Source organism: Clostridium sp. AM28-20LB, from assembly GCF_003480665.1.
Lineage (GTDB): Bacteria > Bacillota > Clostridia > Lachnospirales > Lachnospiraceae > Otoolea > Otoolea fessa.
In genome coordinates, this window is sequence record NZ_QUJN01000003.1 from 200,678 (window position 1) to 224,526 (window position 23,849).

Here is a 23,849-nt window from a genome sequence, read left to right on the forward strand (position 1 = left end):
ACAATTACATATCCATTTATTTGCCGGCTATTCTAAGATGCTTTAGAATAGCCGGTTTCTTGTTTTCAAAGGAGGGATGCTATATTACGCAAAATGAAGTCAATGCCGTTTTTGACGAACAGGTGCGGCTCTGTGCTGATACCTTGAAACGGAAAACCAAAGAATACACCGGGGATGACCCGGACCGGCTGGGTGCATTTAAGGCAGCGGCAGCTTTACAGCACACAACGCCCCAGCGTGCCCTTGCCGGTATGCTGGCAAAGCATATTGTTTCTCTATACGATATGTGCTTTGCCGAAGAAGTGGTTTATCCGATGGACACATGGGACGAAAAGATCACAGACAGTCTTAACTATCTGTTCTTACTGAAAGCGATTGTAAAGGAGGGACATACCAATTAAACAGATTGAAGTAAAAATTTTGAACTGCCAGGCGGTAGCGGAAGCAGAAAAAAACATGGTCTTTGCGGCAAGGCTTACCCAGCAGGGACATAAGATTGCCTCAATGGACGACCTGATGGAGCTCTACGAAAAATCATTCAGCGTTCAGACAGTAGCAGCTATGGGGGCGCTTCCCCATCCTACCATCCAGAAATTTGCGGTGATCACGGTAGCCATTGTCGGCGCCAGCAGGCGTTTTCTGGCGCAGATCACCCGCCACCAGAACGAAGTAAAATTTATGAGTGCATCGCTGCAGTACAGCAACTATACGGGACAGGCGGATTTCGCTGTCCCGTATTCTATTATGACGGCTCCGGCAGTGGTACGGGAACTGTACTTAAAAAGCTGTAATGAAAGCATGAAATGTTATGAAGCCCTGTGCACTGCCGGAAGCGGGCACGATGCGGCCGGCTATGCCACGCCCCAGGGATTGCGGAATGTACTGCTCATCAGCGCCACCCCTTATCAGTGGAAACATATCATCAGCCAGCGGGTATGCCGGAGAAATACAGATGAAACAAGGATCGTGCTGCTAAAGGTCTGGAAAGAACTTTATGAACTAAGCCCTACTTTGTTTGCCCCATCACTGACCGGGCCTTTTTGTCAGATGGATCGATGTCTGGAAGGGAAAATGACCTGCGGACGAAAACTGCAGGCAAATATGACGCCAGAGGATATTTTGGAAAAAGATTATCCTGCTCTTTGGGAAGGAGACTGCCGATGAAAATAAAACTGATCGACTTTGGCGTACCGGAGCACCAGCGTCCTTACCGTCCGCATGGCAATGATGCCGGAGCGGATGTTTATCTGCCCTATGACTGTACCTTACAGCCCGGAGAAATCGCCAAAATTCCTTTGGGTTTTGGACTGGAAATACCGGATGGATATGCGGGATATATCTTTCCCCGTACCAGCATGGCGGTAAAAGGTCTGGTCTGTGAACTGCCGCCTGTGGATTCCGGCTACCGTGGAGAGATCCATGCGATCATCAGCAATGTAAGCAATCAGGCGCAGTCTCTTTTTAAGGGAGCCCGTATCGGGCAGCTTGTGATCACGCCGATCGTCATTGCGGATTTTGTAACCGATCTGGGAACAGAACGAGGAACCGGCAGCTTTGGCAGTACCGGCGAATAGAAAAAGGCTGTTTGGAGAACAGTTTTTGAATACTTATCGGTATAGGGAGCGGACATTTCGAGAACATTATAAAATATAATAAAGAAAGTCACGAAAAAAGCGGCCATTACCGTGACCGCTTACTTTCTGCTATTGAGTTCTTTCATAATACCGAGGATATATTGCATGGATTGAGGATCAAGCTGTCTTGCCTCTGCAATGAATTCCTTTAAGGTTTCCGGGTAGGTATTTCCTTCATCAAAGAATTCCTGCGGTGTCACACCCAGATATTCGCAGATGTAGAAAAAAGACTGCATAGCGGGAAGTGACTTTTTATTCTCAATATTATTGATGTAGTTGTTTGCCTGACCTAACGATAAAGACATATCGCGTGCGGAAACTCCTTTTTGTGTCCGCAGCTTCGCTAATCGTTCCGGGACAAAATCTTCATACATCGCCTTCACCTCCCATTCTGTAATAGATTGTACCTCACGCCCCTTTATTATCCGCAAAAGGAAAAAGGGTATTATCGTTGACTTGCTAAATTAAATCTATTACTATATGAAAAGTGAAGAATTTTACCTATCAGATGGAGGGATGACCGATGAAAGGAAAGACTTGCTGTGTTACCGGACACAGGGATTTGCCGCAGAATGAGATCAACAAAATAAAAGCCGCTTTGGAACATGAGATCGATGCTGCCGTTACAGATGGATTTACCTGTTTTATGAGTGGCTTTGCAGATGGCGTGGATCAGTATTTTGCAGAGCTGGTGTTGGAAAGAAAGCAGACTAATCCGGCGCTGGAGCTGATCGCAGTGATCCCTTACCGCAAACGTCTGGACAGCCTGAATAAGAAAACAAGAACCCGTGAACTGCTGGAGGCTTGTGCGGATGTTGTTGTCATACAGGAAAAATATCTCCCAAGCGTCTACTCCCACAGAAACCGCTATATGGTGGAGCACTCCGACCGAGTGATCGCTGTATATGACGGACGGGAAACCGGCGGTACGGCAAAGACGATCCGCTTCACCCATCGGATGAAAAAGGAACTGCGGGAAATCCCGGTTGGAGAGATCGTCCTGCCGGATCACTTGAAACCAAAAACAAAATAGATACCTGTTGATGCGCTCACTTTGAAGTGGGCGTTTTTCTTTACCCATTTTTAGGAGGAATGCTTATGTGGAACCTGATTTCACATTTCCTTACCTTTGCCGGAGGAATGGCTTCCGGCGTTATGTTGATGTGTCTTATGCAAACCGGAAAACTTGCGGATAAAGAATTTGAAACTATGAAGGAGGAATAAAAATTGAAACTTGTGATTGCAGAAAAGCCCTCTGTTGCTATGTCACTGGCAGCAGTATTAGGCGCAACGGAAAGAAAAGACGGTTATCTCGAAGGTTCCGGCTATCTGGTGAGCTGGTGCGTGGGACATCTTTTGGAACTGGCACAGCCGGAGGCTTACAAAGAACAGTACGCCAAATGGCGGTATGAGGATCTTCCGATCCTACCGGAAAACTGGAAATATGAAGTGCCAAAGGATAAGAAAACGCAGCTTGCCCTTTTGTGCCGATTGATGAAGGACAAACGGGTGGATTCCGTGGTATGCGCTACGGATGCCGGACGAGAAGGAGAACTGATCTTCCGTCTGGTCTATGAATATGCCGGATGTAAAAAGCCTATGGAGCGCCTTTGGATTTCCAGTATGGAGGATGCGGCGATCCGTGAGGGCTTTGACCATCTCCACCCCGGCAGTGATTACGATAAGCTCTATGATGCGGCGGTCTGCCGGGCAGGAGCCGACTGGCTGATCGGGATCAATGCCACCCGGCTTTTTTCTGTCCTGTATGGTGTCACCCTAAATGTCGGCCGTGTTATGTCACCGACACTGGCACTTTTGGTACAGCGTGAGTCGGATATTGAATCCTTCATCAGTAAGCCTTTTTATGTGCCGGAAATCACCTGCGGAGGTTTTACTGCTTCCGGCGAAAAAATGACGGAACGATCCGAGGCTGAAAAAATCCGTATGGACTGTGACCACAACTCCGCTTTTGTGCGTTCTGTGGAAAAGCAGGTAAAAACTATACAGCCTCCCCGCCTTTATGACCTTACAACTCTGCAAAGGGAATGTAACCGTATTTATGGCTATACGGCTCAACAGACCCTTGATTATGTGCAATCTCTCTATGAAAAGAAGCTGGCAACCTATCCGAGAACGGACAGCCAGTATTTGACGAAGGACATGCAGGCAACCGCCGCTTCCCTGATCCTGTGGCTGCGTGACAATATGACCTTTGGAAAAGGCTACGCCGGAGAGCCGGACATTGACCGGGTAACAGATGACAGCAAAGTGACTGACCACCATGCCATTATCCCAACTGTGGAAATCGCACGGACAGACCTGTCAGAGCTTCCTTCCGGGGAGCGGGATGTGCTTACCCTGCTTGCCGTCAGACTGCTTTGTGCCACAACGCAGGTACACCGATTTGAAGCGGTCACCGCTATATTGGACTGCCAGGGATATACTTTTACGGCAAAAGGAAAGACTATTTTACAGTCCGGCTGGAAAGAGGTGGAACGGATTCACCGTATGAGTATCAGGCAGAGTGAAACGGAACACAAAGAAAATGAAGCTGTCGCTCTCCCTGTGCTGCAGGAAGGACAGACTTTTGAAGCTGTATCAGCAAGTCTCCGTGAAGGGAAAACTTCACCGCCGAAACACTATACGGAGGACACACTGCTGTCCGCTATGGAGACTGCCGGTGCGGAAGATATGCCGGAAGATGCCGAGCGTAAAGGATTGGGTACTCCGGCTACCCGTGCGGCAACACTGGAAAAGCTGGTTTCTGCCGGATTTGTACAGCGAAAGAAAAAGCAGCTCATTCCTACGGAAAAAGGAAAGAACCTGATCGCAGTCCTGCCGGACAATATCAAATCTCCCATCTTAACTGCAGAATGGGAATCCATGCTGAAACAAGTGGAACATGGCGAACTGTCGGCAACATCTTTTATGGATCAGATTGCAGATATGAGCCGGACGCTGGTAAAAGAACATACTACCCCGGAAGAACGTTTTGCGGATCTGTTTCCTTCTTCCAAAGGAACTGCACACGAAGCCGTGGGGGTATGTCCCCGCTGCGGTGCCCCGGTATTTGAAGGAAAGAAAGGTTTTTTCTGCGGCAACAGGGAATGTTCTTTTGCTCTTTGGAAAGATAACCGTTTCTTTTCCAGCAAGAAAAAATCTATCACAAAGTCTGTGGCAGCGGCTCTTTTGAAAGAGGGCCGCATTTCTATGTCCGGGCTTTACAGTGAAAAAACAGGAAGGACCTATGATGCGGAAGTGATTCTGGATGATACCGGCGGTAAATATGTGAATTTCAAGCTGGAATTTCCAGTAAAGAAAGGCAGGCGTAAATGAGCGATCGAAAAACCTTTGAATATGGCGGTTATCACTTCACGCCCATACGAAAATTTCACAAAAAAGAAGGCGACTTTTTCGCCATATCGAAACGGCTGGCAAGTGACCCCAACTTAGGGCTGTGTACCTATCAGGATCGGCAAAAAGCACCTTATGATTACAAAGACTTTTATACCGTTTCAACAGACAAAGAATGTGATATTTTCCGCTGCGAAGAAAATGGATTGTTGTATGTACCAGGAAAAAATGAACTTTTTATTTACCATGAACCAAAACAGAAAAAGCGGAACTCTATCGCCGATGCCCTTTCACAGCCCAGGAATGTTACTGATACAACCGAAATTTCCAGCGGTCGGCAAAGCAGAGCCCCGGAAAGGTAGGCGTTATGGCGGAGAGAGAATTGAACCGCTCGGAGCGGGCTACGATCCGAAAGCTGGTTACGGAGCTTTGCGCCAACTATGACTCCCAGGATAAGATCTGCCTTCCTCTGGACAGCCCTTGTTACATGCTGAATAAATGGTGGACCGGTGCTTATTGCAGGTACTTTGAAAAAGCGGTGCTGCCGGTGGATGCAGCACTGGAATCAGCCATTACCGGCGAGGACACCTCCATGAGACAGAAAATATGCCCTGTGTGTGGAAAGGCATATCTTCCTACAACCAGCCAGGCATATTGTTCCGCTGCCTGCCGGGTCTATGCAAGACGGAAATCCGAGCGGGAACGCAAACGCCGGAAGCGGCAAAACCAACCATGATATGTCCGCAACTTAGCCTTAAAAGTCCTTGATTTTCAAGGGCTTTTTGCACCTGTTTTCAAGGGAGCTGTATAAGAATACTCCGGTGCTTTGAAATGAGGTTAAGTTGCAGACAAAACATATATTTTAACAAAAACGATAGGAGGCGATTTTTTGAATATCAACACGATTACCGCGGAGGACCTTCGCCGCATGCCGGATAAGGAAGGACTGATTTTACAGGGCTGTGGCTGGGATCTGACAGAGTGGGTGGACGGGATCAATGAAATGCTGACAAAAGCAGGCATATTGAAAGATGGCTGTCAGTTTGAGAATGTGGCTGCTTTTCAGCACGGCGAACTGACCTGTCTGCTTTACCCGTTTGATGATGTGAAACTGGATATAGGAAAACTTGCCCTGTGGCGTTTACAGACCCATGAAGTCTATGGCGGCACATGGCTGTCGGACTTTGTGCCGAATTATTTAGGCGGATTTATAGAAACACCGGAAGCGTTGGCAGATAAACCGGATTGTCCGCTGATCGGAGCAGATGGGAACATTTTTAATCTGCTGGGTATTGCTTCCCGTACTTTGCGGGAGCATGGTTTGAAAGAACAGGCAAAAGAAATGTCTGATCGGGTATTTGTTTCCGGCAGTTATGGAGAAGCGCTCTGTATCATTGGCGAATATGTCAACATCACAGATTCCGAACCGGAGCATAAGAATTCTCTCCGTCAGCAGCTAAAGGCAACAAAACCGGCAGACCCAGTAAAAAAGCAACAAACTTCCAAACAGCAGGAACGATAAGGAGGGATGCGAAATGGAAAGGAAACGGACCTATGGTGTATGGGCAGTACGAAGCAGCACTTCTATTTTCGGACCGGCACAAAGCTGGTGCAAGGAAAATGGAAAACCGTTGGAGTTTGATACCAAAGCTGCTGCTGAAAACTATGCAAAGGAAGCCAACGAACATACGACAGCAAATGTCCGATACTATGTGAAAGAAAAAGAACCGGAGCCCGGTGCTGTTCGGAAAGGAACATCTCAATCGGAGCTGGATGCACGCAGCCATGAAGAAGTGATACCAAGAAATGATGCAGCGGAAAAACAAAATGAGATTCCGGGCAGACAGATTCCTTCTCAAACAGATCCGCTGGTAGAAATCCGCTCTGCGGTCCATAGTAATTACGCGGGTATGGTCGCTATGCTGGGTGCGGACAACCGTGTGTATTTGGGGCGTGAGGAACGCTGCCATTACCAGAATATGCAGCCATCTTACTATGACAATCAGGACGGTTCCCTGTGTTTTGTCTGTGATCAGCCCGACATGTACTATTTTCTCTATGGAGAAGGCTGGGCGCATACCCAGGCGGAAATGCTGGAACGAGGGCTTACCCTGCGCCAGTATGAAGAATTTGCAAGACTGCAAAATGGGGTCCTTGCACAGTTTACCACCCAAAGAGAAATTCTGTTTGCCGGACAGCCATTTCAGGCGCCGGAGAGTTATCTGCGCAATGCGGAACTTTATGAGGAAGGTCAGACCGGCAACTACAATATGCTGGATGGCAGGCTGAACAACGAACCTCCTGTGCGCCCGGATCTGACAGACGGACAGACGGATGAAGAAATCCGGGAGCTGGTGCCGGAAGCAAAGCCGTCTTTGATGGACCGTTTGAAAGCAGACAAACCGGAGCATGAAGCAAGGCAGATGATCCCTCCTGTGCCGGAAAGGGAACGCTGATGGCCGAGGTAAGATTTGAGGATGTAGATCTTCTGGGTGCTCTTTCCCGTATCGTAGATCTTCATACCCAACATTATAAAGAGGACTTTGACCTGGATAAAGAACTAATCTCAAAACTGGCTGTGTCAGAACGTTCAGAGGATAAACAGCTTCTTTGGATGTCACGCTCCTGCGGAACCTATACCCTGCGCGAACGGGAAGTTTATCTGGATGGAAGCCATGAAAATAAAGTGTGGCGGTTTTACCATGAACAGACAAATGATCCAGTTTTGGCTTATGCCATCTCTTCGAAAGAAGTCAGGGACGGAAAAATATTTGGCGATCTCTATCCGCTAAATTATAGAGAACATGTGGAACGGATGAAAAAGCTGACCTGTCCAATCGGAAATGTAGCCGTTGCATTTGAGGATGGAAATGTTATCACGATTCCCTATCAGGAACGGAGACAGCTTATGAACCGGCTTATGCCAGAGCATGGAGTCCCTAAAACAATGACTTATCTGCCGGAAAATGAGCCGGAGCTGATGATGATCCTAAAACGGGAACGCTTCAAACGCAGCTATCATGCGACAGCCGGAAATCTGGAGGAATATCTTGATAAGCTGGAAAAGACCACCCTGCGGGAAAAACTCAAAAGAGCAAAGACGGTGGTTTCAACACAGGAGGTCTCATCTCATAAAAGAGGGTTGGAACGATGAAGGGCAGGCATAACAAAAAATCCGTCCGCGTCGAATTTGTCATGTCCGAAGCGGAGGCCGAACTGGTAAAAGAACGCATGGCGGAACTTGGCATTACCAACCTGTCGGCATATCTGCGAAAGATGGCCGTAGACGGTTACATCATTCACCTTGATATGGGAGACATTCAAGAAATGATCCGACTTCTCCGCATTTGTTCCAATAACTTAAACCAATATACCAGACGGGCCAATGAGACCGGCAGTATTTATGCCGCAGATATAGAGGACATCCGCACCCGTCTGGACAGCCTTTGGGATGGCATGGATAAACTAATCCGGGGATTTGCAAACATTTCATAAACAACCGGAAAGCCGTTGCTTTCTTTTTGCCGTCACGGTAAAATTTTTATAAGGGCAGATGCCCTTCTGAAAGGAGGCAAAGCGTATGCGTTTGATAGGTAAATTACTGGCACTTCCCTTTATGCTGGTTACGGGGATTCTTTATCTGGTATGTAAATTTTTAGTGGTTTTTTCCGGTGCGGTACTTGGGATTCTTTCCGGGATCATCTTTCTGGCGGCATTGGTGCTGTTCTTTGTCGCAGGTTTTTTGCCGGGTCTTGCATGGCTTATGATCGCCTTTCTTATCAGTCCATACGGTCTGCCTCTGGCGGCTGCATGGCTGGTAGGGATCATTGGCGGGGCAAACAGTGCCTTAAAGGATTTTATATTTGGTTAAGCAGATTTGGCGGGGCGCATAGGCAGCCCCGCTCTTTTTCTGCAATTATAACTTCTCTGATTGAAATTAAGTTAAGGAGGTGACGAAAATAGCGACCACAAGACTGATGCCTCTGCATGTAGGAAAAGGTCGGAATATCTCTACTGCGATTGCAGATATTATTGATTATGTAGAAAATCCGCAGAAAACCGATTTTGGAAAATTCATTTATGGCTATGAGTGTGATACCCGGCTTGCTGATGCAGAGTTTCTTCTGTCCAAACGACAGTATGCAAATCTGACCGGCAGAAATCAGGGTGCAGATGATGTGATCGCCTACCATCTCCGTCAGGCATTTAAGCCCGGCGAAGTTACGCCAGAAGAAGCTAATCAGATCGGCAGGGAGCTGGCACTGAAGCTCACAAAAGGAAACCATGCCTTTGTTGTCTGCACCCATGTGGATAAGCACCATGTCCATAATCACATCATTATCAACTCTACTACACTGGACTGTCAGAAAAAATTTCGCAACTTCTGGGGTTCTACCTGGGCAATCCGGCGAATGAATGACAAGCTGTGTTTGGAACATGGACTTTCGATTGTAGAAAATCCGAAACCCAGCCGGGAGCATTATGGCACATGGCTGGGGAATAAAAAGCAGCCTTCCTTTCAGGAGCAGATACGCATTGCTATTGATGCTGCATTAGAGGAAAAGCCAAAAGATTTTGAGGAACTTCTACAGAAGCTGGAAACTGCTGGGCTGGAAGTCAACCGTGAAAGAAAACATCTTCGGTTCCGAGTTCCGGGACAAGAAAATTATACCCGATGCGATACGCTCAAAGGCGATTATACAGAACAAGCCATCAAAGAACGGATTGCCGGTACACGGACAGTAAAACCCCGCCATGCCTTTTCTAAAAAAACGGTTTCCAAAGTTGGATTGCTGGTTGATATTGAAGTTGCAATCCGTTCCGGCAAGGGCCCTGGTTATGAGCGCTGGGCAAAAGTGTTCAACCTAAAGCAGCTTTCTCAGGCAGTGCTCTACTTAAAAGAACATGGCGATATGGGTTATGAGGATCTTCTGGAAAAAGCCAACGCCACTACCACTAATTTCAATACCTTATCCGTTCAGATCAAAGATCTGGAGTCAAAAATGAACGCCAATGCCGAGCTGCAAAAACAGATCGTAAACTATGCGAAAACGCGGGCTGTCTATGTAGAATATCGCAAAGCCGGGTACAGCAAAAAATTCCGAACAGAACATGAAGCTGAAATTCTGCTGCACCAGGCGGCAAAGAATCATTTTGACGAGCTGGGAATCAAAAAGCTCCCCTCTGTCAAATCTCTCCGGGAGGAATACACCGATCTTCTGGAACAAAAACGGAAAGCCTATTCTGCCTATAAGCAGGCCAAAAATGATATGAAAGAACTTCATAATGTTCGGGCCAATGTGGAATACCTATTAGAGATTTCTTCCCCACCACAACCGCAGCGCAGCACAGAAAAATCCCGTCAATAAGGTTTGCTAACTTGAATTCTATAGACCTTGACTTTCCGGGACTTCTTAACTATAATAATACTCAAGCAGGGGGACTACCTTGTAGTTGAGAAGGTTAAAACCTGACCCTTTGAACCTGTTGGCTAATACCAACGCAGGGAGCTAAAGAATACAGATTCGTATTTTTTGGACATTCTCTGTTTTGGGAATGTCCTTTTTAATTGAATAAGATATGATATGTGTTTGCGAGGGAACTGAACAAGTTGAAAAAGGTAAGACCTGACCTCTGGACCTGTCGGCTAATACCGGCGTAGGGAAGCAATTTCTTACGCTCGTATTGCGTCTGAAAGAGCTTCTAATTGTTTTAGAGGCTCTATTTTTTTATTTTAGGAGGAACAAACATGGCATTTATGAAAGACATTTTAACCCGCAACATCCCCATTTGGGAAGAATGTGCAGCTACCCCATTTGTGCAGGAAGTGCAAACTGGAAAGCTACCTCTTGAAAAGTTCAAGAGATATATGATTCAGGATAGTATCTATCTGAAAAACTATGCCCGTATATACGGCAAGGCAATTTTTCATGCTGATACATTAAGAGAAATTCAGCTTTACTATTCCATGCTGAATTTTGTAAATGATACGGAATCAGAAGTGCGTCTGGATTATCTAAAGCAATTTTGCATGACGGATAATGATATTGAACTGATCGCTCCTCTGCCTGAAAATCAAAATTACATTGATTTCATGTTTGAGATTGCGTCACATGGAAAGAATGAAGAAATTTTAATGGCGGTTCTTCCCTGTATGCTAAGTTACAGCTATATATTCCGCAAATTGGCGGCTGTTCCTACAAGCAGACAGTCAAGATATTGGGACTTTATCAAAGATTATGCGGATGAACAATATGCAGAAAGCTGCAAAGAATGGTCTGCTTTTGCAGAGCATAAATGTGCCGGGTTATCAGTAGCAAATAAAAAGTATCTGGCTGATATTTTTGAAAAAGCAAGTTTGTTAGAGCTTGCTTTTTGGAAGATGGCCTATCGGAACGAGAGAATGGAGGAAAATGCAAAATGAAAAAAGTATTGTCCATTGCCGGATCAGATTGCAGCGGAGGTGCAGGTATTCAGGCTGATTTGAAAACTTTTTCTGCTCACGGTGTATTTGGAATGAGTGTTATTGTTTCTGTTGTTGCAGAGAACACCAGCCGTGTTATCGACATCCAAGATATTACCCCGGATATGATTGAAAAACAGATTGACGCCGTATTTGAAGATATTGAAGTGGACGCAGTAAAAATCGGTATGCTTTCTACACCAGAATGTATGAAAGCGGTGGCAAAGAAACTATTACAATATAAGCCCCAAAATGTCGTAATCGACCCGGTTATGTATGCCAAAAATGGCTGCCCATTGATGAATCCTACGGCGGTTTCCACCTTGATAGACACAGTAATTCCACTGGCCGATGTACTTACTCCGAATATTCCAGAGGCAGAGAAAATAGCAGATATGCAGATTTCCACAGTTTCAGATATGGAGGCTGCCGCAAGAAAAATATATGCCATGGGTTGTAAGGCGATTGTTGTCAAGGGTGGACATCATATAGGAAATGCTGTTGATGTCCTATTTAATGGAGAAAATTTCTACCATTTTGAAACATCCCGCATTGATACGAAAAATACTCATGGGACAGGCTGTACCTTTTCTTCTGCAATCGCTTCCCAGCTTGCAAAGGGAAAAAGTGTTCCGCTTGCAGTCGAATCTGCAAAGGCTTATGTCACAATGGCAATCGAACACTCTCTTGCGATTGGAAAAGGCTGTGGCCCAACGCACCATTTCTACGAATTGTATCAGCATGGTTTATCTAAAGAATAGGCAGGTGCAAAATGAACTTTGATTATACACTTTATCTTGTTACTGATCGTCAACTAATGAGCTGCGATAGCCTGACAGAAGCGGTAGAACAGGCAATTTTAGGAGGCTGCACAATGATACAACTCCGAGAAAAAGAATTGTCCTCATTAGAATTTTACAATCAGGCTGTTGCCGTGAAACAGGTTACGGATAAATACCATATTCCCCTTATCATAAACGACCGGATAGATATTGCAATGGCTGTGCAGGCTACGGGGGTACATATTGGACAGCATGATTTACCTGCGGCTGCCGTCCGCAAAGTAATTGGGGAAAATATGCTGTTGGGAGTATCTGCATCTTCCATTGCAGAAGCAATACAGGCACAACAGGATGGTGCAGATTATTTGGGAGTTGGCGCAATGTTCCCTACTGGAACTAAAACCGACGCTGATTCTGTATCAATGGAGGAATTACAGAAAATCCGCACAGCCGTTTCTTTGCCGATCGTTGTTATTGGCGGTATCAATAAAGGAAATACAGGGCGTTTCAAGCCCATGGGAATTGACGGGCTGGCTGTTGTATCTGCCATCATAGCGCAGTCCGATATAAAAGCTGCTGCTGCGGAACTGAAAGATTTATTTTGCGGAAAGGAAAAGAAACATGGATTTTAATGCGGCAATCTTTGATTTAGATGGAACAATTCTGGATTCAATGGATGTATGGGAGCATATAGATATTCAGTTTTTGAAAAAGAGAAATCTTCCTGTCCCGGAAAATTATGTAACTGAAATATGTGCAAGGAGTTTTGAGGAAGCCGCACAATATACCATTGATCTTTTTGGATTGCAGGAAACGGTAGAGGGAATTATTGAGGAATGGAATAATATGGCGGTCGAGGAATACAGTAACCATGTCGGTCTGCTGCCCCATGCCCTTGATTATCTTCTGCGCTTAAAAGAACATGGAATAAAACTTGCAGTTGCTACGGGGTTGCCGGAAAAGCTCTATATTCCATGCTTAAAGAACAATTCTATTTTAGAATTATTTGACGCTCTATGTTCAACAGATGAGGTTCAGCGGGGAAAAGAATATTCGGATGTCTTTGAATTGGCCGCAAGAAAATTAGGGGTTGCACCTGAACACTGTATTGTGTTTGATGATGTGCTTCCAGCAATTAAAAGCGCAAAGGCAGCCCGTATGTTAGCAGGCGGGATTTATGATAAGTATTCCGCAGATCAGCGTACAGAAATAGAAAGGATTGCGGATATTTACTTACTTGATTTTCGGCAAGCACCGATCCCACACAAAGAGGTATGAAAATGGAAAAATGGGATTTATATAATGCAAAACGGGAAAAGTCTGGAATAACAGTGTGCCGTGGAGAAATCATACCCAAAGGGCTGTATCATTTATCTGTGAGTGTATGGATCGTCAACCAGCAGGGGCAGTATCTTTTATCACAGCGGCATCCGAAAAAGCAATACCCTCTTTATTGGGAATGTACGGGTGGTTCTGTACTTTCCGGGGAAACCAGTTTACAAGGAGCAATCCGAGAGGTAAAAGAAGAATTAGGAATACTGCTTACTCCCGGAAGTGAAAAATTGATTTATCAGAGCAGACGGGAAAATGTGCAGGATTTTTACGATGTTTGGCTATTTCATAAGGATATAAAGATTGAAGAAATGCGTTTACAGGAAACAGAAGTTGTGGATGTTCAATGGGTAAATCCAGATAAGTTATTTGAGATGTTTCGCCTGAAACATCTGCACCCTCTAATTACCTATGTAGATCAGCTAATAGGCTGAAAAAGCGCCGGGCGCAGAGGTATCAAAGCCTCTGCATCTGGCGCTTCTTTTTTGTCCTTTTTCCCGCATTTAGAACCCCGTTTTGCGGGGAACAGGATAACTTTATCCACCTGCCTGCCGGCCATGCGGAAAAACCCTTGATTTCCGTGGACTTTTAACGCCCTAAATGCGTAGACAGGAGGTATCTTTTCCGCTGGCGCTCAGCCTTTTAATTCCGTGTTGCACATGAGGCGGAAATCTTACTGCACCAGACAGCGAAGAATCATTTTGACGAACTGGGAATCAAAAAGCTCCCCTCTGTCAAATCTCTCCGAGAGGAATACACCGATCTTCTGGAACAAAAACGGAAAGCCTATTCTGCCTATAAGCAGGCCAAAAATGATATGAAAGAACTTCATAATGTTCGGGCCAATGTGGAATATCTATTAGAGATTTCTTCCCCACCACATGGAGGTTGTAGATAACGCAAGTGATGAAAACAACGAAAATACAAGGAGAAAGGCAACTGTTGTACCTATTAAAATAGAATATGTGTGAGAGGACAAGCCTTTCAATAATGTAGACGTTCAGAAATGAGCGTCTATTTTTATACCCAAAATGAAAGGAGCATTAGATTTTATGAAAAAGATGTTAAAACGATTGTGTACGGGCTTCTTAGCTCTTGCAACTGTCGTTACTGCTTTACCGACTACACCCGTCCATGCAGAAAGTAAGCAATACTGGACGGAAAGTGCAGAGCGTGTCGGTATCATTGAAAAAGTAATGAATGACGGTTCTATCGGTTCGACATTCAATGAGGGCTATATGAAAGTCGAGGGCGAAACTGCCTATTGTATCGACATCAATACAGATTTTAAGAATGGTTACAAGACCAGAGCTGACGCAAGCTCACGTATGAGTGCCGACCAGATTTCAGATGTGGCGTTATCCTTAGAGTATGTCAAACAGTATGGCGAAACTCACAAGGAATTGAACTACAAGCAAGTCTATCTGTTGGAACAATGTGTGGTCTGGCAGAGATTGAGCGTACATCTTGGCTGGCAGTGCGACAACGTGCGAGCTTCTTATGATGAAATTCCAAAAGCTACGCAGGACGAAGTTTTCTCTGGTGCAAGAGCCTTTGTCAAAGAGAATAAAGGACGCTATGAATGTGGCGGTTATATCTACTCTGGCGAAGGGCAGGAATTGGGACAATTCTGGGCGAAACTCAATGTTGGAAATGCGAAACTTCAAAAGACTTCCAGTAATACCAGCATTACAGACGGTAACGGGAATTACTCTATCGCTGGTGCGACATACGGTGTCTTTGCTGATAAGGACTGCACGAAACAGCTTGCCACCCTTACGACTGATGAAAACGGAAATACAGATGTCGTAGAGGTAAAGGCTGACACAGTCTATATCAAGGAATTATCCGCACCAGCAGGATATAAGGTTGATACAAATATATATTCCTTAAAGGTTGAAGCTGGAAAGACAGCGACCTTGAACGTATCAGATACACCAAAGGTAACAGACACTTTGATTGAACTCTTCAAGATTGATATGGAAACACAGAAAGACAATCCGCAGGGGAACGCTTCTTTAGCAGGTGCGGAATTTACATGGAAGTATTATACTGGCTTCTACAATAAAGACAATCTCCCTGCCGAAGCTACAAGAACATGGGTTACAAAGACAATCGCCGAAACAGACAGCGACGGTACAATCCATTATGTTACAAAATTAGCGGACACATACAAAGTATCTGGCGACAGTTTCTATATGCAGGACGGCAAGGCAGTTCTTCCACTTGGAACACTAACCGTAGAAGAAACAAAAGCTCCAAACGGTTACTTGCTGGACGGTGCATATATGCAGGCTGGCGATAAGTCCGAACAGATTAAGGGCTTATACCTTACACAAATTACAGAGGACGGCGACCTTGCCGTACTTACTGGAAGTAACCAGTTTTCCGTATCAGACAAGGTTATCCGTGGCGGTGTCAAAATTCAGAAACGAGATTTAGAAACGGGCGATACAAAGCCACAAGGAAGTGCTACTTTGAAAGATACTGCCTTTGACATCATTTCCTTAAATGATAATGCGGTATTGGTTGAGGGCAAGTTATACAAGAAAAATGAAGTGGTAAAGATAATTCGTACCGATATTGAGGGTATCGCTTCTACTTCTGCTGACCTCTTACCTTATGGAAAATTCCGTATGAACAATGAAAAAAGCAGAAACGCAGGAACAGGAATTTTTAGAAGTTTGTTCTTCTTACGACCATGACCTTTTAACTGGAAAAAAAGAAATGACATTGAAAGACTATGAACGAATTACTTATTTAGTTAGTTCTCTTGGGTATAGTCAATATCTTCAATTCCTTATTGGAAAATATATGGACTTAGCACAAGCTGACGAAGAACGAGAAGAAAGAGAACATGAAATATATTTGGAATATCCAGAGTATTATGAGGACGAGGGAATTTTAGAAGAAGAAGAAAAATGGCTGGAAGAATTTTTAAATCAACTTCCAGAGAAGAAAAGAGAATATTTTGAAAAACTTATAAAAGAGAGTTAAAGCTACTAAAAAAGTTACTGTATTCAGATGTTCTGATCACAGTAACTTTTTATCATTATACAAGGGAAAACAAATGCTAATAGACAAAATATTTTTTTCGTAACTTACATTTTCAATTTTACCGTCAATCTTTTTCAGCAATTCCTTTACAATATACAAGCCCAGACCAGAACTTCCTTTGGTGCGTGATTTATCAACAGTATAAAACTTGTTAAATAATAAGTTTACATCAATATCATCAAGGGATTTTGTTGAATTTTTAATTGTGAACACTCCTTTTTGATTGATAGAAACTTCAATGTAATTATCTGAATAACGAAGTGCATTTACAATTAAATTTTCAATAATTCGTTTACAGATAAGGTTATTTCCGTATATCCATACAGGAGTATTTTCTGTTTGAATGGTTGGTTGGATTTCTCCAAATTCATAATACTTTTCAATTAAGCAATCTGTAACAATTCTATTTATGTCAACACGCTCACATTCAACATCAACTTGCTCATTTTCTATCACAGATAAATCATAAAACTCTTGTACTAAATCCGTGAGATAATCTGTTTTTGCCTTAATGATTTTAATGCATTGTCCTTGTTCCTGTTTATCTTCACATTCTTGCAGAAGTGTTAAATAGCCTTGTATAGATGTCAAAGGTGTTCTTAAATCGTGGCTTATATTAGATATAGACTGTTTTAACTGTTCTTCTTCCTGCTTAATTTGAACCTGTAATTTTTTATGTAGATTATCTTTTTGATTGATTGCATAAGCTAATTCTTCAATGTCCCTATTTGATAAAGATACTCGTATTTTCCGTTGTTGCTTTATTTGCTTATTTATGTTGCGAATTGTTCTGATAATAGAGAATAAGGAAAATGCTAATATGAAAATAAAGCAAATCAATAAGAAATATAACATATTCGCATTTCCCCTTTCTGTTATGATTAGCGTATTTCTTGCTTTCTTAGTATCAATGCTGAAACAAGAAATGTAATAATTACAGTTCCCACGAAATAAATCAAAATATTGATTTCTAAATTATTTATCATATTATAAGAACAGGTATTCATCCAGTAATACATAGGATTTATTTTTAAATAGGTTAGAACTCTCCATGATTGAGTTGACATATTATCCCATGTCATCATATAGATAAGCGGTCCGCTAAATGTAAACAATGACATAGCACCTACAACGATTGCCGTATGTTTGAATATTACACATAACATAAGTGTAATTCCGATAAATGCTCCCATAATCATACAATTTAGTCCTGCAATTTTCAGCATTGGAAACAGTTGTATTGGAATATTAAATTTCGCACATTCTATTATAAATGCAATCATAATAAATGAAAAGTATAGAAATATACTGGTAATCGAAATCACAATATATTTCGCAACAAAAAACTTAATTCGGCTTTGTCCGCTTGCGATTGCAATTTTAATTGTTGAATCCGTATATTCTCTTGAAAAGAAAATGACAGAAAATATAAGAACAATCAGCCAGAAAAATACAGTATAAGATGTGGCTGTCCTTATTATTTCTTCAATCAATGGGTGTGCTGTATCGCTATAAGCACGAGCAAGAAATCCAACAGTTTCTCCTATTTTCCATGTTTTGTCTAAACTTGAACTTGATGCCACAAATTGTTGCTGACCGCCTATGGAGAAAATTCCAAAGACTGCTAAAATCAAAGCAAAGGTTAAGTACAATGCCTTTGTATGAAATAACTTATAAAATTCTGCTCTTATTTGATTAAACATTTTTTCGTCCCCCTATTAGATTTTCAAAGTATGTTTCCAAATTTTCTCCTTGCACAGAAATTTCATCAATAATAACTCCATTACTGGATAGTAATTTAGAAATCATTCTTACATTATCTAAGCACTCGTATATCCGAATAGAATTATCGGGGTAAACGGAGTAATTGTTAATATTTCCCTTTTGCTCTAATAAAAGAGTGGTTTTTTGGATATTATCTGTCCTTAAACAAATATGGCGTTTACATTCTTCGTTTAATTCTTCGGTAGAAATTTGTTTCAAAAGTTCTCCTTTATGAAGAAATCCGTAACAGGTAGCAAGCTGATGTAATTCACTTAATATATGGCTGGATATTAAAATCGTTACCTCTCGTTCTTTTACTAATTTTTTAAGAAGTTCTCTTAATTCAATAATTCCTGTTGGGTCAAGTCCGTTGACGGGTTCGTCCAAAATCAAAAATTCTGGCTCGCCTAATAATGCAACGCCTAAAGCAAGCCTTTGTTTCATTCCTAAAGAAAAGTTTGCTACTCTTTTTTTACCAGCATTGGATAAGCCTATCAACTCTAGAGTATCGGTAATACATTTTTTATTTGGAATACCTCGTTGTATTCTTTGTACTTCCAAATTTTGAGAAGCTGTCATATCCTTATATAACGCAGGCATTTCAATCGTGCAACCGATTTTTGACCTTTCATGTTGCAGATTATCCTTATGTCCAAATAGGATAATTTCTCCCTCGCTCTTAAAATTAAGACCTGTTAATAACCTGATTAAAGTCGTTTTTCCTGCCCCATTTTCGCCTACAAGACCGTAGATTTCTCCTTTTGGAATAGTTAAGTTCACATTCTTTAAAGCATAGAAATCTTTATATTTTTTGCTTAGATTTTTTGTTTCGCATATAAATTTTGTCATTCTAAACACTCCTTTCTATGCCACTATATCTAATAAGTCTAAAGAAAATCTAAAGTTATTTAATTTTATAACCGATTCCCCAAATGGTTTGTATATAATCTTCATTTGTAATCGCCTTAATTTTTTTACGAATATGACTGATATGGGTATTTATCGTATCATCATCATAAGCATAAGTTTTATTCCAAATGGATTCATATAAATTTTGCTTTGAAAAAATTTTTTGCGGATATTGCAATAATAGTCTTAAAATCTTTAACTCGGTTGATGTAAAAGATACTAATACCTCTTTGATATAAACTAGAGAGTTATTGATTTCAATATCTCTATATGTCAAAGTATCATTTTGACAGGACGTATTTGAAGTCCTTTTCAAATTTGCTTCAATACGAGCAAGAAGCTCATGCAGGTCAAACGGCTTAGTCATATAATCATCAGCACCTAATTTTAATAAATCTATTTTTGTCTGTACCATTGTTTTGGCGGAAACAACAATGACAGGAGCGTTTGTAAATTTACGCAATCTCTGTAATACATCATTTCCATTTAACTTCGGTAACATAATATCAAGTATTATTAAATCTGGAACAAGCGATTTACATAATTCTATTCCCTCTGCACCATTCAAGGCATAATGAACGATATATTTATTATTTTCTAAGAATTTTGCAATCATATTGCAAATGTCTATATCATCTTCAATAATAGCAATTTTATTCATGTGATTTCATCTCCTTTAATTAGATATTGTATCATAAGGTTTTTATGCTATCCACATCAAACAAAGAAGTCTATGGTACATTTAGAAATTATTTAGAAATATACTTTATGATTTTGGAAAATAATTTTGATGTGTAAATCAAGGAGTATGTTTCATGGAATGTTTTAAAGAAATCTATCGGCTATAAATGGAAAAAGCAATCAATAAAATCGTTAATTAGATATATAAATTCATTCGCTCGTGCAAACAGTCTGTTTTGTGCGGGCTTTTTTCATTCTGGAAAAATTTTGGATTTTTTGAGTTCTCAACTTAACAAATCACACCTGCCGTTCCCTATATGGTGCGGAAAGAGGGAGAACCACTTTTCACGTCATAGCGGAAAGGGGGTGAGATTGATGAAACCGTCTGACTTCCAGAAAACAGTTCAATGCCGTTTTGAAAGTTGTTTGAAGAAAGTTGTCCGTCATGTTGTTAAGGACTACCAGCAGAAATTAAAACGACGACAAGAGAAAGAAACGCTCTTTTGCGAACTCCCAGAAATCGTTGTAGAAAATCTGGCTGTCTGGGACGATTATGAAACGGACTATACGATTTTCAATGTATGCGGTTACGATATTCGTGTTTATGATGATGAATTGGCAGAAGCCTTGCGTAAACTACAATCAGCACAACCGCAGCGCAGCACAGAAAAATCCCGTCAATAAGATTTGTCTGCTTTTGGTTTTCAGCGTTCCAACGGAACGCGCAGCCATTGCCACCGGCAATGATCTCAGGGGTTTGGGGATATGTCACCAACAAGCATTAGCAGGAATTCCGGAAACGGGATTTCTGCTAAATACGCAATCTTACGTAAGATTGCATTGCTTGCCAGTAAGTTTAGCTCCATGTATTGACATCTTAGCCGCGTTTGTGCTATACTGTTATACACAACAGCATAACAGTTAAAACACACGGAGGATGCAGAAATGAAACTGATTATTTCAAATGTATCTGGCGTCCCCATATACGAGCAGATTAAACAGCAGATCAAGGCGGCTATTTTATCTGGCGAGCTTCAAGCCGAAGAAACTTTGCCCTCCCTTAGAACACTTGCCAAAGACTTAAAGATCAGCGTCTTAACAGTGACAAAGGCATACACAGAATTAGAGCAAGAGGGCTTTGTTAAAAATGTGCAGGGGCGTGGATGTTTCGTAATGGGGTCTGGTTCAGAACTGATTAAGGAGCAGCTTATTTGCAAAGTAGAAAACAATCTCACCGAAGCAATAAAAGCTGCAAGAATGGCAAATCTATCCACAGAGGAATTACATCGCCTTTTGGACATTTTAACGGAGGTAAAAACAGATGACTAATTATTTAGAGGTAACGAATCTTTCGAAATCTTTTGATTCTTTTCAGCTTCACAATATCAGCTTTACTTTGCCAAAGGGATATATTATGGGCTTGATTGGCCCGAATGGTTCTGGCAAAACAACGACAATCAAACTGATTTTGAATATGCTCAAGCGCACCGGTGGCACAGTCAAAGTGATGGGGCTGGATAATATCGCAGAAGAACAAAAAGTAAAATCAGAGCTGGGCGTTGTTTTCGATACAAATTATTTCAGTGATGATTGGAAAGTGTCGCAGGTTGAAAAATCCATTTCGGTATTTTATCCAAATTGGGACAGCCAGAAATTTGCGGATATGTTACGGAAATTTCACATTGCACCAACCAAAAAGGTAAAAGAACTTTCCAAAGGTATGCAGATGAAGTTAATGCTTGCCTGTGCGTTTTCATACGACGCCAAACTGCTGATCCTCGACGAGCCGACCAGTGGACTTGATCCGGTTTCCAGAGATGAACTTTTGAAAATTCTTTCAGAGTATATTGAAGATGGCGAGCATAGTGTTTTGTTCTCCACCCATATCACAGGCGATTTGGAGCGTGCAGCCGATTATATTACCTACATCAGTTATGGCGAGCTGTACTTTACTGGCAGCAAAGATGATTTTGTAGATATGTTCCGCATTGTAAAAGGTGGAATTGAGGAACTGTCCGATGATCTGAAAAATAAGGCGGCTGGTATTCGTACATTCCCTACGGGATTTGAGGCTCTGATGAAAACCGAAGATATTAGCGGTTTCCCTAACCTGACCGTTGATCCTGCCACCATTGATGAAATTGTAGTGTTTACAAGCAAGAAAGGTGACGATTATGAGTAATATTTTGAAATCCACAAAATTAGATATTGCATTGGTAAAACCATATTTTAAGACGATTTGCTTTACCCTGCTCCTGCCGATTGTGTTTGCCGCAATCAATCGTTCTTTGCTGACAGGGGTATCATTTGCTATGTGCTTTATTGCCATGACGACGGGATATACCTTTTCCATCACAGAAAAAAACAGCATGGATCGTCTGTTTGGTATTTTACCTGTTCGTAAAAGCGAGCTTGTGATCGGACGCTATGTTTTTGTCCTTGCAATGGGGCTTCTTTCCTTGATTATTTCTTTGATTGCACAGCCGCTTGTCTTGAAAGTGCTGGGTGAAACAGTTGGCGTATTTGATATTGTAACTGCCGCTATTGCAGGAGTATTCTTATTTGCACTCTATACCGTGTTCCAGATTCCGGGATATTACAAGTACGGCTCAATCAAAGGACGGGTATTTATGTATATTCCAGTGGCCGGTTTTTTGGTGACTTTACTTCTTCTCTCTAAAATGCCAGCTATCGGGAACTCAATTATTTCAGTCGTTGAATCTTCTCCGATACTTCTCGTTTTCCTTGCGGTTTTTGCTATTGTTGTGATGTATGCGGTTTCAATCTTCTTGTCCATTCGGATTATGAAGAACAAAGAAATGTGAGGTGATTGTATGGATTTTACAATTTTGGTAGTTGTGCTTTTGCTTGGTGTTGGCGTTCCTATCCGTAATAAACTCATACGGAAATATCGGGATAAGAAAAAGAATGATCGCAATTCGGAGTGAACAATATGGAGAAAACAGAGTTCATCCGCTGCCCAGTCTGCGGGAATAAAACACGCGACAAAATTCGGGAAGATACCGTACTTAAAAATTTTCCTCTCTTTTGTCCAAAATGCAAAAGTGAATGTCTAATCGACATTGAACAATTAGACTTACGATTAGCATTATGGGAATACCGTCGTTACTAATGACAGTATTCTGTTTGCTTTATGAGAAAATGCTCAATGCTGGAATGGGCAATAAATTTGAATTTGACAAGGAGATAATAATGATACCAATTTCTGATATTCTCATCCGCTCAATTAGTGGGTATGTGTTTATGGTTCCAGTCTTCGTACTGTATTTCTTGTGGCTCAAAAAATTGGGGAGAACACAAAGTTTTCTCCATACCGCTGCAGTGTTTGTTTTTGGTTATTATTTATTCGGACTTTTGACCGTCACAGGCATCGGCTTTACAAGCACAATGACCTTTCGCCCGAACATTTCTTGGACTCCATTTATCGGTATGATAACTGGGCCAATTGATACCATTCTGAATATTATTCTGTTTGTCCCGTTGGGATTTTTCCTGCCGCTGCTGTACAAGAAATATCATCACATGAAGACGGTTGCATTGACTGGCTTTCTGTTTTCTTTGGCTGTTGAAATTGTCCAGATGTTTGGCTGGGGTTCTTCCGACATCAATGACTTGATGACAAATACCGCTGGAGCCTGTATTGGATTTTTAGTTTATTGTCTGCTGTCAAGAATCTTGCCTGCCAATCTGAAAAAGCAACTTCAATCCAGCCGTGTCAATGCTGTGGCTGAAGTACTTCTCTTTGCTATTTGCACATTTGCCATTATGGTCACGGCTCAGACTTGGTTTGTCCATGATGTGCTGAATGTTCCATAAATTGTATCGGAAACAATCGGTCTCAGATATAAAAAA

30 protein-coding genes, 2 pseudogenes and 2 riboswitches are annotated in these 23,849 nt (G+C 42.1%); of the genes and pseudogenes, 27 read left to right on the plus strand and 5 right to left on the minus strand.

Features of this window, described 5'->3' with window-relative positions; translation table 11 throughout:
- The first annotated feature begins 59 nt into the window (after positions 1-59).
- Genes DW739_RS08495 through DW739_RS08505 form a run of 3 tightly spaced genes read left to right on the plus strand, consistent with a single transcriptional unit; the run spans position 60 to position 1,574 of the window.
- Entirely contained in the window at positions 60-401 is a 342-nt protein-coding gene (locus tag DW739_RS08495) for a hypothetical protein (protein ID WP_223385985.1), read from the plus strand.
- Positions 397-1,164, plus strand: coding sequence for an FAD-dependent thymidylate synthase (locus DW739_RS08500; protein WP_199596375.1), 768 nt, complete (start codon positions 397-399; stop codon positions 1,162-1,164). The genes DW739_RS08495 and DW739_RS08500 overlap by 5 nt, the downstream gene beginning before the upstream one ends.
- Positions 1,161-1,574, plus strand: coding sequence for a deoxyuridine 5'-triphosphate nucleotidohydrolase (locus DW739_RS08505; protein WP_005361111.1), 414 nt, complete (start codon positions 1,161-1,163; stop codon positions 1,572-1,574). Before DW739_RS08500 ends, DW739_RS08505 begins: the two co-directional genes overlap by 4 nt.
- A 119-nt stretch (positions 1,575-1,693) precedes the next feature.
- Here the strand turns inward: DW739_RS08505 and DW739_RS08510 are convergent, their stop codons facing one another.
- Entirely contained in the window at positions 1,694-2,008 is a 315-nt protein-coding gene (locus DW739_RS08510; protein ID WP_005361112.1) for a helix-turn-helix transcriptional regulator, read from the minus strand.
- A 149-nt stretch (positions 2,009-2,157) separates the two neighbouring features.
- Between DW739_RS08510 and DW739_RS08515 the strand changes: the two genes are divergently transcribed.
- From DW739_RS08515 to DW739_RS08605, 18 genes and pseudogenes are all read left to right on the plus strand, one after another.
- Positions 2,158-2,667: an SLOG family protein gene (locus tag DW739_RS08515; RefSeq protein WP_055158503.1), complete on the plus strand. Its 510-nt coding sequence runs from the start codon at positions 2,158-2,160 to the stop codon at positions 2,665-2,667.
- Between the two features lie 65 nt (positions 2,668-2,732).
- Complete coding sequence (locus DW739_RS08520; protein ID WP_081017347.1) at positions 2,733-2,858, plus strand: DUF3789 domain-containing protein; 126 nt, start codon at positions 2,733-2,735, stop codon at positions 2,856-2,858.
- Between the two features lie 3 nt (positions 2,859-2,861).
- Complete coding sequence (locus DW739_RS08525) at positions 2,862-4,970, plus strand: DNA topoisomerase 3 (RefSeq protein WP_055156921.1); 2,109 nt, start codon at positions 2,862-2,864, stop codon at positions 4,968-4,970.
- Positions 4,967-5,350 carry a hypothetical protein gene (locus DW739_RS08530; RefSeq protein ID WP_025580944.1) on the plus strand — a complete coding sequence of 128 codons (384 nt, stop codon included), beginning with the start codon at positions 4,967-4,969 and terminating at the stop codon, positions 5,348-5,350. Before DW739_RS08525 ends, DW739_RS08530 begins: the two co-directional genes overlap by 4 nt.
- Positions 5,351-5,355: 5 nt before the next feature.
- On the plus strand, positions 5,356-5,724 hold the full coding sequence (locus DW739_RS08535) for a cysteine-rich VLP protein (protein WP_055156923.1): 369 nt from the start codon (positions 5,356-5,358) through the stop codon (positions 5,722-5,724).
- Between the two features lie 153 nt (positions 5,725-5,877).
- Positions 5,878-6,510, plus strand: coding sequence for a hypothetical protein (locus DW739_RS08540; RefSeq protein ID WP_118742911.1), 633 nt, complete (start codon positions 5,878-5,880; stop codon positions 6,508-6,510).
- 13 nt (positions 6,511-6,523) lie between these two features.
- A complete protein-coding gene (locus tag DW739_RS08545) occupies positions 6,524-7,444 on the plus strand; it encodes a DUF4316 domain-containing protein (RefSeq protein ID WP_117552650.1) in 921 nt (306 codons plus the stop codon).
- Complete coding sequence (locus DW739_RS08550) at positions 7,444-8,142, plus strand: hypothetical protein (protein ID WP_117552651.1); 699 nt, start codon at positions 7,444-7,446, stop codon at positions 8,140-8,142. The genes DW739_RS08545 and DW739_RS08550 overlap by 1 nt, the downstream gene beginning before the upstream one ends.
- Positions 8,139-8,483: a plasmid mobilization relaxosome protein MobC gene (gene mobC / locus DW739_RS08555; RefSeq protein WP_117552652.1), complete on the plus strand. Its 345-nt coding sequence runs from the start codon at positions 8,139-8,141 to the stop codon at positions 8,481-8,483. Before DW739_RS08550 ends, mobC begins: the two co-directional genes overlap by 4 nt.
- A gap of 85 nt (positions 8,484-8,568) precedes the next feature.
- Entirely contained in the window at positions 8,569-8,859 is a 291-nt protein-coding gene (locus DW739_RS08560; protein ID WP_117552653.1) for a CD1845 family protein, read from the plus strand.
- Between the two features lie 88 nt (positions 8,860-8,947).
- Positions 8,948-10,357 (plus strand): relaxase/mobilization nuclease domain-containing protein, encoded by a 1,410-nt coding sequence (locus DW739_RS08565; RefSeq protein WP_118051356.1) that lies wholly within the window; start codon positions 8,948-8,950, stop codon positions 10,355-10,357.
- Positions 10,358-10,414: 57 nt separating this feature from the next.
- A riboswitch (TPP riboswitch) is annotated at positions 10,415-10,514 on the plus strand.
- Positions 10,515-10,573: 59 nt separating this feature from the next.
- Positions 10,574-10,671: riboswitch (TPP riboswitch) on the plus strand.
- 66 nt (positions 10,672-10,737) lie between these two features.
- Complete coding sequence (locus tag DW739_RS08570) at positions 10,738-11,412, plus strand: TenA family protein (protein WP_055200141.1); 675 nt, start codon at positions 10,738-10,740, stop codon at positions 11,410-11,412.
- Positions 11,409-12,212, plus strand: coding sequence for a bifunctional hydroxymethylpyrimidine kinase/phosphomethylpyrimidine kinase (gene thiD / locus DW739_RS08575; RefSeq protein WP_055200142.1), 804 nt, complete (start codon positions 11,409-11,411; stop codon positions 12,210-12,212). Before DW739_RS08570 ends, thiD begins: the two co-directional genes overlap by 4 nt.
- An 11-nt stretch (positions 12,213-12,223) precedes the next feature.
- Positions 12,224-12,865: a thiamine phosphate synthase gene (gene thiE / locus DW739_RS08580; protein ID WP_055200143.1), complete on the plus strand. Its 642-nt coding sequence runs from the start codon at positions 12,224-12,226 to the stop codon at positions 12,863-12,865.
- Complete coding sequence (locus DW739_RS08585; protein ID WP_005361145.1) at positions 12,855-13,511, plus strand: HAD family phosphatase; 657 nt, start codon at positions 12,855-12,857, stop codon at positions 13,509-13,511. Before thiE ends, DW739_RS08585 begins: the two co-directional genes overlap by 11 nt.
- A gap of 2 nt (positions 13,512-13,513) precedes the next feature.
- Positions 13,514-13,999, plus strand: coding sequence for an NUDIX domain-containing protein (locus tag DW739_RS08590; protein WP_223385983.1), 486 nt, complete (start codon positions 13,514-13,516; stop codon positions 13,997-13,999).
- A gap of 618 nt (positions 14,000-14,617) precedes the next feature.
- A pseudogene (locus DW739_RS08600) lies at positions 14,618-16,204 on the plus strand (SrtB-anchored collagen-binding adhesin); the annotation flags it as partial.
- Positions 16,205-16,208: 4 nt separating this feature from the next.
- On the plus strand, positions 16,209-16,562 hold the full coding sequence (locus tag DW739_RS08605) for a hypothetical protein (RefSeq protein ID WP_005361149.1): 354 nt from the start codon (positions 16,209-16,211) through the stop codon (positions 16,560-16,562).
- A 36-nt stretch (positions 16,563-16,598) separates the two neighbouring features.
- On the opposite strand, the gene DW739_RS08610 is transcribed toward DW739_RS08605, so the two are convergent.
- Genes DW739_RS08610 through DW739_RS08625 form a run of 4 tightly spaced genes read right to left on the minus strand, consistent with a single transcriptional unit; the run spans position 16,599 to position 19,956 of the window.
- Complete coding sequence (locus DW739_RS08610; protein ID WP_004611592.1) at positions 16,599-17,477, minus strand: HAMP domain-containing sensor histidine kinase; 879 nt, start codon at positions 17,475-17,477, stop codon at positions 16,599-16,601.
- 26 nt (positions 17,478-17,503) lie between these two features.
- A complete protein-coding gene (locus DW739_RS08615) occupies positions 17,504-18,325 on the minus strand; it encodes an ABC transporter permease (RefSeq protein WP_117552654.1) in 822 nt (273 codons plus the stop codon).
- The gene (locus DW739_RS08620; RefSeq protein ID WP_004611594.1) at positions 18,318-19,235 is read right to left on the minus strand and encodes an ABC transporter ATP-binding protein; all 918 of its coding nucleotides are present in this window, start codon (positions 19,233-19,235) and stop codon (positions 18,318-18,320) included. The genes DW739_RS08615 and DW739_RS08620 overlap by 8 nt, the downstream gene beginning before the upstream one ends.
- 55 nt (positions 19,236-19,290) lie before the next feature.
- A complete protein-coding gene (locus tag DW739_RS08625; protein ID WP_077326101.1) occupies positions 19,291-19,956 on the minus strand; it encodes a response regulator transcription factor in 666 nt (221 codons plus the stop codon).
- A gap of 395 nt (positions 19,957-20,351) precedes the next feature.
- Here DW739_RS08625 and DW739_RS08630 point away from each other — a divergent pair.
- From DW739_RS08630 to DW739_RS08655, 6 genes and pseudogenes are all read left to right on the plus strand, one after another.
- Positions 20,352-20,615: pseudogene (locus tag DW739_RS08630) on the plus strand (hypothetical protein); the annotation flags it as partial.
- A gap of 306 nt (positions 20,616-20,921) precedes the next feature.
- Positions 20,922-21,305 carry a GntR family transcriptional regulator gene (locus tag DW739_RS08635; protein WP_002578893.1) on the plus strand — a complete coding sequence of 128 codons (384 nt, stop codon included), beginning with the start codon at positions 20,922-20,924 and terminating at the stop codon, positions 21,303-21,305.
- Positions 21,298-22,158: an ABC transporter ATP-binding protein gene (locus DW739_RS08640; protein ID WP_004611597.1), complete on the plus strand. Its 861-nt coding sequence runs from the start codon at positions 21,298-21,300 to the stop codon at positions 22,156-22,158. Before DW739_RS08635 ends, DW739_RS08640 begins: the two co-directional genes overlap by 8 nt.
- Entirely contained in the window at positions 22,151-22,801 is a 651-nt protein-coding gene (locus tag DW739_RS08645; RefSeq protein ID WP_117468893.1) for an ABC-2 transporter permease, read from the plus strand. The genes DW739_RS08640 and DW739_RS08645 overlap by 8 nt, the downstream gene beginning before the upstream one ends.
- A 128-nt stretch (positions 22,802-22,929) precedes the next feature.
- Positions 22,930-23,109, plus strand: a complete 180-nt coding sequence (locus tag DW739_RS08650; protein ID WP_074021989.1) for a cysteine-rich KTR domain-containing protein — start codon at positions 22,930-22,932, stop codon at positions 23,107-23,109.
- Positions 23,110-23,189: 80 nt separating this feature from the next.
- Complete coding sequence (locus tag DW739_RS08655) at positions 23,190-23,813, plus strand: VanZ family protein (protein ID WP_025580950.1); 624 nt, start codon at positions 23,190-23,192, stop codon at positions 23,811-23,813.
- Positions 23,814-23,849: the final 36 nt, after the last annotated feature.

Excerpts from the sequence above, each read along its gene's own strand:
- DW739_RS08505 (WP_005361111.1), top strand. The coding sequence starts at position 1,161 with ATGAAAATAAAACTGATCGACTTTGGCGTACCGGAGCACCAGCGTCCT.
- DW739_RS08510 (WP_005361112.1), bottom strand. The coding sequence starts at position 2,008 with ATGTATGAAGATTTTGTCCCGGAACGATTAGCGAAGCTGCGGACACAA.
- DW739_RS08515 (WP_055158503.1), top strand. The coding sequence starts at position 2,158 with ATGAAAGGAAAGACTTGCTGTGTTACCGGACACAGGGATTTGCCGCAG.
- DW739_RS08520 (WP_081017347.1), top strand. The coding sequence starts at position 2,733 with ATGTGGAACCTGATTTCACATTTCCTTACCTTTGCCGGAGGAATGGCT.
- DW739_RS08530 (WP_025580944.1), top strand. The coding sequence starts at position 4,967 with ATGAGCGATCGAAAAACCTTTGAATATGGCGGTTATCACTTCACGCCC.
- DW739_RS08535 (WP_055156923.1), top strand. The coding sequence starts at position 5,356 with ATGGCGGAGAGAGAATTGAACCGCTCGGAGCGGGCTACGATCCGAAAG.
- DW739_RS08545 (WP_117552650.1), top strand. The coding sequence starts at position 6,524 with ATGGAAAGGAAACGGACCTATGGTGTATGGGCAGTACGAAGCAGCACT.
- DW739_RS08550 (WP_117552651.1), top strand. The coding sequence starts at position 7,444 with ATGGCCGAGGTAAGATTTGAGGATGTAGATCTTCTGGGTGCTCTTTCC.
- mobC (WP_117552652.1), top strand. The coding sequence starts at position 8,139 with ATGAAGGGCAGGCATAACAAAAAATCCGTCCGCGTCGAATTTGTCATG.
- DW739_RS08560 (WP_117552653.1), top strand. The coding sequence starts at position 8,569 with ATGCGTTTGATAGGTAAATTACTGGCACTTCCCTTTATGCTGGTTACG.
- DW739_RS08570 (WP_055200141.1), top strand. The coding sequence starts at position 10,738 with ATGGCATTTATGAAAGACATTTTAACCCGCAACATCCCCATTTGGGAA.
- thiD (WP_055200142.1), top strand. The coding sequence starts at position 11,409 with ATGAAAAAAGTATTGTCCATTGCCGGATCAGATTGCAGCGGAGGTGCA.
- thiE (WP_055200143.1), top strand. The coding sequence starts at position 12,224 with ATGAACTTTGATTATACACTTTATCTTGTTACTGATCGTCAACTAATG.
- DW739_RS08585 (WP_005361145.1), top strand. The coding sequence starts at position 12,855 with ATGGATTTTAATGCGGCAATCTTTGATTTAGATGGAACAATTCTGGAT.
- DW739_RS08590 (WP_223385983.1), top strand. The coding sequence starts at position 13,514 with ATGGAAAAATGGGATTTATATAATGCAAAACGGGAAAAGTCTGGAATA.
- DW739_RS08605 (WP_005361149.1), top strand. The coding sequence starts at position 16,209 with ATGAAAAAAGCAGAAACGCAGGAACAGGAATTTTTAGAAGTTTGTTCT.
- DW739_RS08610 (WP_004611592.1), bottom strand. The coding sequence starts at position 17,477 with ATGTTATATTTCTTATTGATTTGCTTTATTTTCATATTAGCATTTTCC.
- DW739_RS08615 (WP_117552654.1), bottom strand. The coding sequence starts at position 18,325 with ATGTTTAATCAAATAAGAGCAGAATTTTATAAGTTATTTCATACAAAG.
- DW739_RS08620 (WP_004611594.1), bottom strand. The coding sequence starts at position 19,235 with ATGACAAAATTTATATGCGAAACAAAAAATCTAAGCAAAAAATATAAA.
- DW739_RS08625 (WP_077326101.1), bottom strand. The coding sequence starts at position 19,956 with ATGAATAAAATTGCTATTATTGAAGATGATATAGACATTTGCAATATG.
- DW739_RS08635 (WP_002578893.1), top strand. The coding sequence starts at position 20,922 with ATGAAACTGATTATTTCAAATGTATCTGGCGTCCCCATATACGAGCAG.
- DW739_RS08640 (WP_004611597.1), top strand. The coding sequence starts at position 21,298 with ATGACTAATTATTTAGAGGTAACGAATCTTTCGAAATCTTTTGATTCT.
- DW739_RS08645 (WP_117468893.1), top strand. The coding sequence starts at position 22,151 with ATGAGTAATATTTTGAAATCCACAAAATTAGATATTGCATTGGTAAAA.
- DW739_RS08650 (WP_074021989.1), top strand. The coding sequence starts at position 22,930 with ATGGAGAAAACAGAGTTCATCCGCTGCCCAGTCTGCGGGAATAAAACA.
- DW739_RS08655 (WP_025580950.1), top strand. The coding sequence starts at position 23,190 with ATGATACCAATTTCTGATATTCTCATCCGCTCAATTAGTGGGTATGTG.